Annotated in this window: 12 protein-coding genes; 7 read left to right on the top strand and 5 right to left on the bottom strand. The window is 52.2% G+C overall.

The window, feature by feature from the left end; translation table 11 throughout:
* The first annotated feature begins 127 nt into the window (after positions 1–127).
* The 7 genes from FH871_RS29425 to FH871_RS29455 all read left to right on the top strand — a co-directional run bounded on the left by FH871_RS29425 (position 128) and on the right by FH871_RS29455 (position 8,535).
* Positions 128–985 (top strand): hypothetical protein, encoded by an 858-nt coding sequence (locus tag FH871_RS29425; RefSeq protein WP_212768284.1) that lies wholly within the window; start codon positions 128–130, stop codon positions 983–985.
* Between the two features lie 51 nt (positions 986–1,036).
* Positions 1,037–1,777: a glycosyltransferase family 2 protein gene (locus tag FH871_RS29430; protein ID WP_138994937.1), complete on the top strand. Its 741-nt coding sequence runs from the start codon at positions 1,037–1,039 to the stop codon at positions 1,775–1,777.
* A complete protein-coding gene (locus tag FH871_RS29435; protein WP_138994938.1) occupies positions 1,774–3,069 on the top strand; it encodes an O-antigen ligase in 1,296 nt (431 codons plus the stop codon). The genes FH871_RS29430 and FH871_RS29435 overlap by 4 nt, the downstream gene beginning before the upstream one ends.
* Before the next feature lie 27 nt (positions 3,070–3,096).
* A complete protein-coding gene (locus FH871_RS29440; protein WP_138994939.1) occupies positions 3,097–4,176 on the top strand; it encodes a glycosyltransferase family 1 protein in 1,080 nt (359 codons plus the stop codon).
* Between the two features lie 72 nt (positions 4,177–4,248).
* The gene (locus FH871_RS29445; protein ID WP_138994940.1) at positions 4,249–5,379 is read left to right on the top strand and encodes a glycosyltransferase family 4 protein; all 1,131 of its coding nucleotides are present in this window, start codon (positions 4,249–4,251) and stop codon (positions 5,377–5,379) included.
* 304 nt (positions 5,380–5,683) lie between these two features.
* Entirely contained in the window at positions 5,684–7,021 is a 1,338-nt protein-coding gene (locus tag FH871_RS29450; protein WP_229317702.1) for an exopolysaccharide biosynthesis polyprenyl glycosylphosphotransferase, read from the top strand.
* A 26-nt stretch (positions 7,022–7,047) separates the two neighbouring features.
* A complete protein-coding gene (locus FH871_RS29455; RefSeq protein ID WP_138994942.1) occupies positions 7,048–8,535 on the top strand; it encodes a capsule assembly Wzi family protein in 1,488 nt (495 codons plus the stop codon).
* 77 nt (positions 8,536–8,612) lie between these two features.
* On the opposite strand, the gene FH871_RS29460 is transcribed toward FH871_RS29455, so the two are convergent.
* The 5 genes from FH871_RS29460 to nuoF form a co-directional block, all read right to left on the bottom strand.
* Positions 8,613–9,131, bottom strand: a complete 519-nt coding sequence (locus FH871_RS29460) for an NADH-quinone oxidoreductase subunit J (protein ID WP_138994943.1) — start codon at positions 9,129–9,131, stop codon at positions 8,613–8,615.
* Between the two features lie 10 nt (positions 9,132–9,141).
* Positions 9,142–9,705: an NADH-quinone oxidoreductase subunit I gene (locus FH871_RS29465; protein WP_114404301.1), complete on the bottom strand. Its 564-nt coding sequence runs from the start codon at positions 9,703–9,705 to the stop codon at positions 9,142–9,144.
* 16 nt (positions 9,706–9,721) lie between these two features.
* Complete coding sequence (nuoH, locus tag FH871_RS29470; protein WP_114404302.1) at positions 9,722–10,873, bottom strand: NADH-quinone oxidoreductase subunit NuoH; 1,152 nt, start codon at positions 10,871–10,873, stop codon at positions 9,722–9,724.
* A 75-nt stretch (positions 10,874–10,948) separates the two neighbouring features.
* Positions 10,949–12,034, bottom strand: a complete 1,086-nt coding sequence (locus tag FH871_RS29475) for a 2Fe-2S iron-sulfur cluster-binding protein (RefSeq protein WP_138994944.1) — start codon at positions 12,032–12,034, stop codon at positions 10,949–10,951.
* 69 nt (positions 12,035–12,103) lie between these two features.
* Positions 12,104–13,444, bottom strand: coding sequence for an NADH-quinone oxidoreductase subunit NuoF (nuoF, locus tag FH871_RS29480; protein ID WP_138994945.1), 1,341 nt, complete (start codon positions 13,442–13,444; stop codon positions 12,104–12,106).
* Positions 13,445–13,464: the final 20 nt, after the last annotated feature.

Raw genomic sequence — 13,464 nt, forward strand, 5'->3', positions numbered from 1 at the left:
GAATGAACTATACACCGGTAAAAAGAAGGACCCCGGTCGTGGAGTCTTCTCTTTTGAAGCGGCTTCTACCTTACGCTCTGCTATGATCCTTGGGAAAATACTAAAGAAATTTCAGTTTTTTTCGGCGATGCTTCGGGAAACGCGACACGAAGTATACGAAAACCGCGTCCTGATGGGAAAACTCCTTTCGATGCAGAGCCGGGAAATCAATTCCATTCAGGATGCTGAATTTAAAGTATTCTCCCAATACGGAGACGATGGCATCATCCAGTACCTGATCAAAGCGGCTTCCATCCGTTCCCACAGCTTTGTAGAATTTGGCGTGGAAACCTACGTGGAATCGAATACCCGCTTTTTGTTGATCAATAACAACTGGAGCGGGCTGGTTTTAGACGGTAGCGACCAAAATATAGCCTACATTCGGTCTGATCCCTTTTTCTGGCAACACCATCTCATTGCCAACCAGGCTTTTATCACCGCCGAAAATATCAATTCTTTGCTAACCGACGCGGGTTTTAAAGGACCTTTGGGCCTGCTCAGTATCGACATCGACGGCAATGACTACTGGGTCTGGAAAGCCATCGACGCGGTGGATGCGGACATTGTTGTGGTGGAATACAATAGCCTTTTTGGTCCCGAAAGGGCCATTACGGTTCCTTACCAACCGGATTTTGTACGCAGTAAGGCTCATTTTAGCTACCTGTATTTCGGAGCATCGTTGGCTGCCCTTTGCGATCTGGCCACCGAGAAGGGCTATGCGTTTGTGGGGTGCAACAGCACCGGGGTGAATGCCTATTTTGTAAAAAGTACGCAACTGGGGTCTTTAAAACCGCTCACAGCCGCTGAGGGTTACGTGTATTCCAAGTTTCGCGAAGGGCGTGACCCGGACGGTAATCTGACCTATGCGACGGGTGACGAGCGCATCGCCGTGATTCGCGGGTTGCCGGTTTTCAACACCCGAACCCAGTCGGTAGAACCGTTTTAAATAACTTTACGGGCGTGTTTCTTTCCTTCACGTCCTTCACCGGAGTTGTCTATGCCGCCATTGGTTTCCGTTATTACGGTTTGTTACAATAGCCAAAAACACATCGAACAAACCATTCAATCGGTTGTCAATCAAACCTATGCACCCATTGAATACATTTTGATCGACGGAAAATCGACCGACCGGACGGTAGCGATCATCGAGCCGTATGCCCGGCAGTTTCCGGACCGAATCAAGTATGTGTCCGAACCCGACAGCGGTATTTATAACGCCATGAACAAAGGCATCCGGTGGGCCACCGGCGAACTGATCGGCATCATCAACAGCGATGACTGGTATGAAACCGACGCCGTTGAACGGGTCGTGCAGGCTTACCAACAGTTTGGCCCCGCCGTTTACCACGGCATTCAGCGGACGTTCCTGGGCGAGCAGGAAGCCTTTCTGATCCAAACGCACGCCAGCCAGCTTCCCAAAGGCAACATCGAACATCCCACCTGCTTTGTGCCGGCTGCATTTTACCAAACCGACGGGTTGTTTAGCGAGCAATACCGCTATGTGAGCGATTATGAACTGATGCTGCGTTTGGCCGCGAACCAGCGCCCGTTTATTCCCCTCAACGCTGTTCTTAGTAACTTCCGGCAGGGCGGAGCGTCGCACCGGGCCGAAGCGGTTTGGGAAAACCTGCACCTCTGGTACGAAAAAGGCCTGCTGAGCCGCCGTCAATACCTGACCTGGCTCTATAAAGACAAACTGAAAGTATTCACCAAACGGCTCACCAGCCGAACCCCATGAGGATCAGGACGCTGTTCTATATCGCCCTGCTGATCGGCCTGTTTGGAACCGTCACTAACCTGATTTTCATCAGTCCGTTGCCGTCGATTCTGGCGCTGGCGGTTTTGCCCTATCTGTTTTTCAGGCATTCGGTTTTCGTCATTCCCCGGTTCATTTATTACCTGTACATCTATTTTTTGTTTTCGCTGGCGGGCATTTTGATCTACCATCCGCCGTCGCTGCTCGCTTTCGGTTTCTACCGGTACGATGGGAACTTCATCATATCGTATCTGCCGCTGCTGCTGATCGCCTTTTTTTCGTACAATGTCGCCGTCGATTCCCTTTTCAAGCGGTTTCTGATCTTTGCGACCCTGGTCAACGGCGTGGCGTTCGGGCTGAATCTGGTGCTCACCAATTTTGCCGCCATCACCGACTGGGGCAATCCGGAAACCTACTTCCACGGTTTTTTCAAAAGCACCAACGGCGCGGGCGGTTTCATCAGCATCGTGCTGTCGCTCAACATCGTGCTGTTTTTGCAGGAACGCAAGCGAAAATGGCTGCTGATGATCTTCATCAACTTCGTCTTTCTGATCGCCACGACGTCACGCGGTTCGCTGCTGGGCTTGATTGCCGGTTTTGCCTTTTACTTTTTTGACCGCACCAACCGGGCTTACCTGATCCGGCTGGCGCTTTTCGCCATTGTCGCCGTCCAGTGTGCGGTTTTGACGTATACCTATCCGCTTTATACGATGTATGTCCGCGACGCCGACCTGAGCGAAGCGGGTGCCAGCACCTACATTTCGCCCCTGTTCGGCGAAGTCAGCACCAAATCGGCCAACATCGCCATCCGCGCCGTCGAAACCTGGCCCCGCGCCGTCGACTGCTTTCTGCATTCGCCCCTGATCGGAACCGGTTTTGGTTCCGTCAACGACGTCCCGTTGCGGTACAAGGGTCTTCCGTATGTAGTCAGTCTTAACGACCAACCTAAAAAGGCCTTCAACGATGCGCACGCTCACCACTCGTATCTGCACATTCTGGGGGAACAGGGCCTGGTCGGGCTGGCGATCTTCCTGCTGTTCTGGCACGCGCTTTACCGGTATCTGAAAAAAGGCGCAGACAGCATCGTGCAAAAGTTTCTGCTGGTTTCGTATTTCAACCTGTCGGTCATGAGCTTTACCGAACACCGCATTACCTCGCCCTCCAACGCGCTGCCGCTGGTGATTGCGTTGTGTTTATACATGCTGAAACGAAATTTCGATACTAAAAAGAGAAACTCTGTGGTTAGTACTAGTAGTATGGAAAGCCCAATCTAATTTTACGACCGATCATTTACGCCTTCTATGAACCATAAATCAGTTGTTGTCAACGCCCGGTTTCTCACACAGCCCGTTACAGGAACGCAACGGGTTGGCATTGAACTCGGAATGCGATTGAAGAATCTGCTGCCGGACATTACGTTTTTAACGCCTTATAACATACTCCAGGAAGACATTGCGAAGGATTTAGGCGCTACGGTTTACGGCCGCAGCAAAGGGTATCTGTGGGAGCAGATCGAAATGCCGCTCTACCTCAAGAGTCAGGGCAGTCCGCTGTTGCTGAACCTCTGCAATACTGCCCCCATCGTTTACGACAACAAGATTGTCACGGTTCTGGATTTGTCCTTTCATCGTCACCCGGAATGGTTTTCGAAAAAATTCTCGCTACTCTATAATTTTACCGTTCCCCGCATTGTCAAGTCAGCCCACAAGGTTCTGACGATCAGCGAATACTCTCTGAATGATCTGAATCAATTTTATCAGGTTCCCCGTTCGTCACTGGACATTATTTACCCCAGCATTTCGGATATTTTCCTGCATCCGCCTGCGGTGAAAGGCGAAAATCCGTACGGAAAATACATTCTGGCGGTTTCGTCGCTCGACCCGCGCAAGAACTTCAAAGGGCTGATTCGGGCGTTTCAGGAAGCTAAATTTTCGGATACGAAGCTGGTGATTGTCGGAGCGGCCCACAAAGTATTCGCCGATAACGGGCTGAAAGAAATGATTCAGAACGATCCGTCCATTATTTTTACGGGTTACCTCAGCGATGCGCAACTGGTCAATCTGTATCAGCACGCCTTGTTTTTTGCCTACCCGTCTTTTTTTGAAGGCTTTGGCATTCCACCACTCGAAGCCATGTCGTGTGGCTGCCCCACGCTGGTGTCCGACACCACGAGCCTGCCCGAAGTCTGTGGCGACGCCAGCGTATACGTCGATCCCTACGACATTGGCAGCATCCGCGACGGGCTGACGAAGCTGTACCGCGATGAATCGCTCCGCAAAACGCTGGTGGAGAAAGGGCGCGGGCGGGTCGAACGGTTCAGTTGGCAACAATCCGCGGAAAAACTGGCCGGAATCATTATGGAAGTAGACAAGAGACGCTAGAGAAAAGACAAGAGATTCGTTTCCGGGAGCCTTTCATCTCTTGTCTCATTTCTTTTATCACAAAACAAAATCATGCTTGATAAAAAAGTCGCCCTGGTTCACGAATGGCTGGTTACGTTTGCCGGTTCCGAAAGCGTGGTCGAACAAATCCTGCAGCTTTATCCGCAAAGTGATCTGTTTACCCTGGTCGACTTTCTGCCCGACTCGCAACGGCCCCTGATTCTGAATAAAACCGCTACGACGAGTTTTATTCAGAAACTGCCGTGGGCGAAAAAAAAATACCGGACCTACCTGCCCTTCATGCCGCTGGCCGTCGAGCAGTTCGATCTGAGTGCCTACGACGTGGTGGTGTCGAGCAGCCATGCCGTGGCGAAGGGCGTGTTGACCGGCCCCAACCAGCTTCACATCTGCTATTGCCACTCGCCCATGCGGTATGCCTGGGACTTGTACCACCAATACCTGAACGAAAGCGGCCTCAAAACCGGGGTGAGTGGGGCCCTGGCCAAACTAATTTTGCACTACATTCGGCTCTGGGATTATCAATCGGCCCAACGGGTTGATTATTTTGTCGCCAACTCCCGCTATATTGCCCGCCGAATCCGGAAAGTGTACGGTCGCGATGCCGATGTGATCTATCCGCCCGTCGATACCGGGAAATTTTCGCTCTGTGCGCGGAAAGAAAACTATTACCTGACGGCTTCGCGGATGGTTCCCTACAAAAAAATAAATTTGATTGTAGAAGCATTTTCAACCATGCCCGACAAACGCCTGGTGGTGGTGGGCGACGGCCCGGACTTTGAAAAAATTAAACGGCTGGCAACGCCCAACATTGAGTTGGTCGGCTATCAATCCGACGCCGTGCTGATTTCGTATATGCAGAAAGCGAAAGCATTCCTGTTTGCTGCCGAAGAAGATTTCGGGATTACGCCCGTGGAAGCCCAGGCTTGTGGAACGCCGGTGCTGGCCTACGGAAAAGGGGGCGTACTGGAGTCGGTGGTGGATCAGAAAACCGGTCTGTTTTTCGACCGGCAACAGGTCGATTCACTCACCGAATGTGTGCAGCGGTTTGAACGAAGCGCCGACCAGTTCGATCCGGTTGCCATTCACCAGCACGCGCAACGGTTTAGCCGGGAAACCTTTCGTCAGGAATTTGATCGTTATGTGACCCGCAAAACGACCGAATGGTTTTCGGCGGATCAGTAGCCTTTAACGATCTGATTATTAAATAGAATAATCGCAAGAATAAATAAAACAACGGGTCCTTAGGATAAATAATAGCGCATTTTTCAATAAATTTTTGCCGAAAATCGTACAAATAACATGAACTTGGAGTTAATAAAGAGTTAGTGTTTAAACTCTCTGTTTATACTAAGTGTCTTTCATTTGTCACGAATTCAGGCGAGGGAGCGGTCTGGCAGTATGATAATCTGCATGTGCAGCGGCTGTTCCAAACGAATTGCTTATGAAACACCGGTTTTCTTTTTTACTGCGACCCTTTAGTGCAACGATGGATATCATCTCTCTGGATATCTGTTTTGCCCTTGCCTACCGGCTTAAATTTGGTTCCACAGCGTCTCTCTTCGATGCCCCCTACGTTAGCCTGTTCTGGTTTATCAACGCAGCCTGGTTTCTGATTTTATTGCTCAATAAGCCCTATAACTTTTCCCGGTTGACGTTTACGATCCAGAATCTGCTGGTAGGTCTTGCCAAACTGATCGGGCTTCACATTGCCATGGTATCGGTTTTCTGGGTATTTACGAAGGGCGGTTTCGATTACTCCCGCGAGCAACTGGCCCTGACGTATGTCCTGTTCCTGTGTGCCGGTTCGCTCTGGCGCTCGGTGGTGCTTATTCTGCTGAAAGTCTACCGCGCGATGGGCTACAACACCCGGCGGTTTGTGGTGGTTGGCTACGGGCCGCTTTCCCGGAGCATTCAGACGTTCTACCAGATGTATCCGGAAATTGGGTTCAAATTTTACGGGTATTTCGATAAAATGAACGCCGATAATGCCACCGCCCTCCGGGGGGATTATAGTTATCTGAAAGAATTCATTACCCGCAACGAAATCGACTGCGTTTATTGCTGTTTACCCTACATCGAAACCGATCAGTTACGTGATATTATGAACTTTTCGGAGGAAGCCAGCTACCAGGTGAAGCTGATTGTCGACTTCAAAGGGTTCCTCACGAAAGGCGTAACGGTCGAATACCACGACGTGCAGCCGGTGATTAGTCTGTCGACCCATTATCTGGACGATTTACAGGTGAACGTATTCAAACGGGCTTTCGACATCGCCTTCTCGGCGAGTGTGCTCGCGGCTGGCGCGCCATTTTTCCTTATTATTGCACTCATTACCAAATTCAGTTCGAAAGGTCCCGCTTTTTATTCGCAGGAGCGGATTGGGAAGTGGGGCAAACCGTTCCGGATTTACAAATTTCGCAGCATGTATCCCGATGCTGAACGGGGCGGACCCGCCCTTTCATCGGGCGACAACGACAACCGCATAACCCCCTGGGGACAGTTTATGCGAAAAACGCGTCTCGACGAATTCCCCCAGTTTTACAATGTATTGAAAGGGGATATGTCGGTGGTTGGGCCTCGCCCGGAGCGGCAGTATTTTATTAATCAAATCGTCGAGAAATCGCCGGAATACAAGTATTTGCTGATGGTCAAACCCGGTATTACCTCCATCGGACAAATCAAATTCGGCTATGCCGAAAATGTTGAGCAGATGGTGCAGCGACTGTGGTACGACCTTGAATATCTGCAAAATGTTTCTCTCTCGACCGACGTGTGGCTCATTGTCCAAACTGTCCGCGTCATGGTGCAGGGCAGAGGAAAGTAAACGTGTAGAGGTCACTTATTATATCTATGAACGTAAAAGCCGGGCTGGTGTTTCTCCTGTCCTGCTGCTGCTTGTATCCGGTTTTGGGTCAGCGGGCTTATTTCCCAAAGACCACGCGGTATGATCTGCAGGCAGGCGCTTATCTCTCTTCGGGTGACCGCACACCGTTCTGGTTGCGGGCCAACCAATTCGGTATCGTTCCCACGACCACGCCCGCGGCTACCTTCCGGCTCGGCATTTCGTCCGATTACGGAAAACCGGTTATCGACAGCGGCACTATTCGCCAGAAAAAATTCGACTGGGGCTACGGCGTCGATCTGGTGGCGAATGTAGCCGGTAACACGAAGATTCTGCTCCCGGAAGCCTACGTTAAAGCGCGTTACGGGCGCATCGAGTTCTATGCCGGTCGCCGTCGGAACGTCGTTGGTCTGATGGATACGACGCTGACCTCCGGCTCGTTTGCCTGGTCGGGCAATGCGCTGCCCATTCCGGTGATTCAGATCGGAACCCAGGGGTTCGTCCCCGTTCCGCTGACCAGAAATTTTCTCGCCATTTATGCCTTCTACAACCACGGCTGGTTCGACAACAACCGGATTGTCCGCAACACGTATCTGCATCAGAAGGTGCTATACGGACGCATGGGAAAACCGGGTTCCAAACTGAAACTATACGCCGGGATCAACCACCAGGTGCAGTGGGCGGGCTATTCGGATCAGATCTCACCGGATTTTACGAACAACGGGTATCTGCCCCGCAGTTTGAAAAACTACTGGTTCGTGGTTACCTCCCACCGCAATCCGAACAAAATCGATACGACCCTGCCCAGTTTCGAAGAAAACCGGGTCGGCAATCACCTGGGCACGGTTGATCTGGCGCTGGAAGCAGATCTAGGCTCGTTGAATCTTTTCATGTACCGCCAGAGCATCTACGATGACGGCTCTTTGTTTTATCTGACCAACATCCGCGACGGTTTGAACGGAATCCGGCTGAGGAATACCCGACCCGAAAAAGCGTTTGTTTCGATCCACGAAGCCTTGTTCGAGTTTTTGTATACCAAGCATCAGGGGGGGGCCACGTTTCTGATCAACAACCCCGCCAAACGGGGACGCGACAATTACTTCAATCACTCGCAGTATGTCGATGGCTGGCTTTATGGAAACCGCACCATTGGCAGCCCGTTTATGACACCAGGACGCGATGTTCAGGCGGGTCTGCCGAACGGAGCCATTGGCAATAACCGGGTGAGCTTGCTGCACTTTGGCCTCTCCGGCACCATCGGCCGGGTCGAATGGCTGGGCAAATTGTCGTACAGCAGCAACATCGGGACTTACAACGAACCCTATTACAACAATCCCCGGCAGTGGTCAACGCTGTTCAGCCTGATGGCTCCGGTTAGTCTGGGCGGTTTGGGCGACTTCCAGATTAACGCGTCTTTTGCGAACGATTACGGCGGACTGCTCTACGACTCGGCGGGCGGTTATCTCGGGATTCGGAAAATCATCTCATCGCGGTAATTCCGGAATACATCCAAATAAAAACAGGTTGCACTGCTTCCAGTACAACCTGTTCAACCTTTTTAGCGAATCCCGGTCTAAAAGTGCCGGTCGCCCGGTTCGCGTTTTCCCAGCATTACGGCCCCCACCATGGCAACCAGCAGCAGCACCGACGCCAGTTCGAACGGCAGCAGATAGTCGCGGTATAACACAAGGCCGAGGTTTTCCACCAGCCCCACTTTTGCACTGTAGGTCGATGGGTTGTAAGTAGCCATCGAAGCGGCCCGAAATACCGCCACCATCACGACGAGTAACACGCCACCGACGACCACGGCCGCCAGTTTGGTGATGGTGGTTTTGGCTTCTTCGTCCTCTGTTTTCATGTTCAGGAACATGATCACGAACAGAAACAAAACCATGATGGCACCGGCATAGACGATGATGTTGACGGCCGCCAGAAACTGGGCGTTCAGCAGGATGTAATGCCCTGACAGACAGAAGAACGTCAGAATCAGCGCCAGAACGCTGTGAATAGGGTTTCGGGCCGTCACCACGAACGATGCGCTCAGGAGGGTGATGGCAGTTAAGGCGTAAAATAAAATTTCAGTAGGTTTCATTTTTTCAATTTTACGAGACAGATCGCGAGAACGACGGTTCGGTGGGAGTTGCCTGCGCATCCGGGTTGGTGCGAATATACCGGTCGCTCATCTTCTCGACCAGTTCCTCCTTGCCATAAACGACCTGGTCGCGTTCGGTGAAAATCGGCACCAGTTTGTCGTGGCGCAGATAAACCGCCTGTTTCGGGCAGGCTTCTTCACACAACCCGCAGAAGATGCAGCGCAGCATGTTGATTTCGTAAACCGCTGCGTACTTTTCTTCCCGGTACAGGTTTTCTTCGCCTTTTTTACGCTCGGCAGCCACCATCGAGATGGCTTCGGCCGGACAGGCCACGGCGCACAACCCACAGGCCGTACAACGCTCCCGCCCCTCTTCGTCGCGCTTCAGAATGTGGTGTCCGCGAAAAACCGGCCCTAAGTACCGTTTCACTTCCGGATACGGAATGGTCACTTTCTTGGCAAAGAAGTGTTTTATCGTAATGGCCAGTCCCTGAACGATTGCCGGAAGATACATCTTCTCCGCCATCGTCATTTCCTTGTTGCTGACCTCTTTAGATCGATTGGTTAGTTGCATAACTATCAGTGCGTTATCAGGTTCGCTGCGGTTGAACGGCGGGTTTCGGGGCGCGGGCCGACGATACCATCGCCATGATCACCATCACGATGACAATGGCCCAACTGGCATATTTAACATCATATAACAAGCCGAAACCGGTTACGACGACATTCAGAATGGAAAGCGGGATGAAGGTTTTCCAGCCCAGGTTCATCAACTGATCGTAGCGGAAACGCGGCAACGTCCAGCGCACCCACATGAAGAAGAAAATGAAGAAGAAAATCTTGCCGAACAGCACGATGGTTCCGACGAGCGTTGCCAGGTTGTGGCCGGTTGCGGCACCCAGCGAACCGGTCAGGGTTTCGCGGACCCAGTCCATACCGGGATAGTTGTAACCGCCAAAATAGAGCGATGCAATGATGGCCGACGACACGAACATGTTGATGTATTCGGCAAACAGGTAGAAACCCAGTTTCATGGAACTGTACTCGGTGTGATAACCGCCCACCAGTTCCGTTTCGCATTCCGGCAAATCGAAGGGCGTCCGGTTACACTCGGCAAACGCACAGGTCAGGAAAATAATAAATCCCAGTGGCTGGTTGAAGAGGTTCCAGGCAAAACCGTGCTGTTGTTCCACAATGGCCCGAATCGACAGCGATCCCGTCATCATCAGAATGGCAATGATGGACAGGCCAAAACCGATTTCGTAGCTGATGTTCTGCGAAGCCGCCCGAATGGCACCCAATAACGAAAACTTGTTGTTAGAGGCCCAGCCGCCCACCATCAACCCATAGACGCCCAGCGATACGACGCCGAACACATACAGGATTCCGATGTTGATTTCGACGCCCTGAACCGGAATCAGCAAGTCTTCATAGCGGATGCTTTCGCCAAATGGAATAACCGCGCTCGACATCAAAGCCGTCAGAATAGCCAGACAGGGACCCAGAATGAAAAGCCATTTGTTAGCCTGTGACGGAATAAAATCTTCCTTAAAAAACATCTTGCCGGCATCGGCCAGCGGTTGAAAAATACCGCCCGGTCCCGCCCGGTTGGGTCCAAAACGATCCTGAATAAAACCGGCTACTTTGCGCTCCGCCCAGGTCGAATACATGGCAATCAGCAAGGTCACTCCGAAGAGAACCACGATGAGAATGCCTTTGATAATGAGTTCAGTCAGTTCCATATGTTTAAGACATGAGAAGTGAGACGTGAGACAAGAGACCTAAAAGTCTATCCTCTCTGGTGTCTTTTCTCTATTTCAAGGTTCAGGGTCGTTGGCGTGGGGCAAAACCGGGGCAAACCGCTCCGGCGTCAATTGCTGAATGCCCAACTGCGAGGTATCCCGTTCGTCGTCGACGTGGGTGTATGTCGCTGCGGCCAGTTTCCGCTGGAAATCCGGTTTGATCAGGTCGCCCCGGTATTTGTTGGCCGAGATCACCGAACTGCGCGATATTTTCGTCGGCCCTTCAATGACCCAGTCGCTGGTTTTCTTTTTTTCGAAACGGCAGGTGTTGCAAATGAACTCGGTGACCTCGTTCCACTCATTTTTGCGGGCCGTTACCCGGATCACTTCGTCGCCCCGGTACCAAACCGTGGTTTTGCCGGAACAGGTCGGACAATCGCGGTGGGCATCGACCGGTTTGGTAAACCAGACCCGGTTTTTGAAGCGGTAGGTTTTATCCGTCAGCGCGCCCACCGGGCAAACGTCGATGACATTCCCGGAGAAATCATTATCAATGGCTTTCTCGATGTACGTACTGATTTCGGACGCATCGCCCCGGCCCAACACGCCGTGAACGCGTTTCTGCGTGATCTGATCGGCGGTATATACACAGCGGTAGCACAAAATGCAGCGCGTCATGTGCAACTGGATGTAAGGACCAATGTCCTGCTTTTCAAACGTCCGGCGTTCTTCCTCGTAGCGGGTGGTTGCCATGCCGTGGTTGAAAGCGAAGTTCTGCAAATCACACTCGCCGGCCTGGTCACAAACCGGGCAATCGAGCGGGTGGTTAATGAGCAGAAACTCAACGATGGCTTTCCGGGTGGTCAGCACCTGCTCGTTGGTCGAGTTTTCAACGATCATGCCGTCCTGCACGGGTGTGATGCACGACGCGACGAGTTTGGGCATCGGGCGCGGATCTTTCGCCGAACCAGCCGCTACCCGCACCAGACACGCCCGGCACTTGCCGCCACTGCCTTTCAGGGGCTGGTAGTAACACATGGCCGGTGGAGCCACATTGCCCCCGATTTTCCGGGCCGCCTGCAAAATCGTCGTTCCCGGTTCTACCTCGACTTCGATTCCGTCGATGGTAACTTTGACTAACTGCGGTTTTATATCTTCCATTTAGCTATAGCTCGTAAGTTACGATCAGCTCTAAAGCCTTAAAGCCTTATCATTAAACCTGTTTATTCACTATACCAGCGCCATTTCGCCCTTGAACACTGCGCCCGGTTGCGTGGCTTCGGCAGGATGCGTGATGTGCCACTCGAACTCGTCGCGGAAATGGCGGATGGCACTCGCTACCGGCCAGGCGGCTGCATCGCCCAGGGGACAAATGGTATTTCCTTCAATTTTTTTGGCTACATCAACCAGCAGATCGATGTCGTGCATGCTGCCGTGGCCGTGTTCGATCCGGTGCAATACTTTTTCCATCCAGCCGGTTCCTTCGCGGCACGGGCTACACTGCCCACAGGACTCGTGGTGGTAGAACCGGGAGAAATTCCACGTATTGCGAACGATACAGGCCGTTTCGTCAAACACGATAAAACCGCCCGAGCCCAACATCGTACCCGTCTGAAAACCGCCGTCCGACAGCGATTCGTAGGTCATCAGACGCGGTTCGCCATTGGCCAGTTTGGTAATCAGGTTGGCGGGCAGAATCGGTACCGACGAACCACCGGCCACGAGTGCTTTCAAATGATGGCCGTCGCGAATGCCGCCACACCATTCGTCGGAATAGAGAAACTCTTCGACCGGAACGCCCAGTTCGATTTCGTAAACCCCCGGTTTTTTGATGTGGCCGGAAGCCGAGATCAGTTTGGTTCCGGAGCTGCGGCCAATGCCGATGGCAGCGTAAGCATCCCCGCCATTGTTGATAATCCAGGATGCCGTCGCAATGGATTCGACGTTGTTGACCACCGTCGGACACTGATACAGTCCTTTGACGGCCGGAAAGGGCGGTTTGTTGCGCGGGTTACCCCGTTTGCCTTCCAGCGACTCCAGCAGGGCGGTTTCTTCCCCACAAATATAGGCTCCTCCGCCCGGATGAACGACCAGTTCCAGATCATAACCCGAACCCAGAATATTTTTGCCCAGAAAACCGGCCGCTTTTGCTTCGGCGATGGCTTTTTCGAGAATGCGAATCACGTACATCAACTCACCCCGCACATAAATGAACGACTTGTTCGCGCCCAGAGCATAGCTGGAAACGATCATGCCCTCGATGAGCAGGTGAGGAATATTCTTCATCAGGTAATGGTCCTTGAACGTACCCGGCTCCGATTCATCGGCGTTGCACACCAGGTAGCGGGGTACGCCTTCCGGCTTGGCCAGAAAGCTCCACTTCATTCCCATCGGGAAACCCGCACCACCCCGACCGCGAACGCCGGCTTTCTTCACTTCTTCCACAACACCCTCCGGGCTCATGGTTTTGATGGCTTTCTCAACCGCCGTGTAGCCGCCCTGTTTCCGGTATACATCGTAGGTTTCGATGCCGGGAACGTTAATATGTTCGAGCAGAATCTTTTTGCCCATAGCTTTATCTCAAAAACAGA

The organism is Larkinella sp. C7 (assembly GCF_006149005.1).
In the GTDB taxonomy this organism is placed as follows: Bacteria; Bacteroidota; Bacteroidia; order Cytophagales; family Spirosomataceae; genus Larkinella.

Excerpts from the sequence above, each read along its gene's own strand:
- FH871_RS29425 (WP_212768284.1), top strand. The coding sequence starts at position 128 with ATGCTTCGGGAAACGCGACACGAAGTATACGAAAACCGCGTCCTGATG.
- FH871_RS29430 (WP_138994937.1), top strand. The coding sequence starts at position 1,037 with ATGCCGCCATTGGTTTCCGTTATTACGGTTTGTTACAATAGCCAAAAA.
- FH871_RS29435 (WP_138994938.1), top strand. The coding sequence starts at position 1,774 with ATGAGGATCAGGACGCTGTTCTATATCGCCCTGCTGATCGGCCTGTTT.
- FH871_RS29440 (WP_138994939.1), top strand. The coding sequence starts at position 3,097 with ATGAACCATAAATCAGTTGTTGTCAACGCCCGGTTTCTCACACAGCCC.
- FH871_RS29445 (WP_138994940.1), top strand. The coding sequence starts at position 4,249 with ATGCTTGATAAAAAAGTCGCCCTGGTTCACGAATGGCTGGTTACGTTT.
- FH871_RS29450 (WP_229317702.1), top strand. The coding sequence starts at position 5,684 with ATGGATATCATCTCTCTGGATATCTGTTTTGCCCTTGCCTACCGGCTT.
- FH871_RS29455 (WP_138994942.1), top strand. The coding sequence starts at position 7,048 with ATGAACGTAAAAGCCGGGCTGGTGTTTCTCCTGTCCTGCTGCTGCTTG.
- FH871_RS29460 (WP_138994943.1), bottom strand. The coding sequence starts at position 9,131 with ATGAAACCTACTGAAATTTTATTTTACGCCTTAACTGCCATCACCCTC.
- FH871_RS29465 (WP_114404301.1), bottom strand. The coding sequence starts at position 9,705 with ATGCAACTAACCAATCGATCTAAAGAGGTCAGCAACAAGGAAATGACG.
- nuoH (WP_114404302.1), bottom strand. The coding sequence starts at position 10,873 with ATGGAACTGACTGAACTCATTATCAAAGGCATTCTCATCGTGGTTCTC.
- FH871_RS29475 (WP_138994944.1), bottom strand. The coding sequence starts at position 12,034 with ATGGAAGATATAAAACCGCAGTTAGTCAAAGTTACCATCGACGGAATC.
- nuoF (WP_138994945.1), bottom strand. The coding sequence starts at position 13,444 with ATGGGCAAAAAGATTCTGCTCGAACATATTAACGTTCCCGGCATCGAA.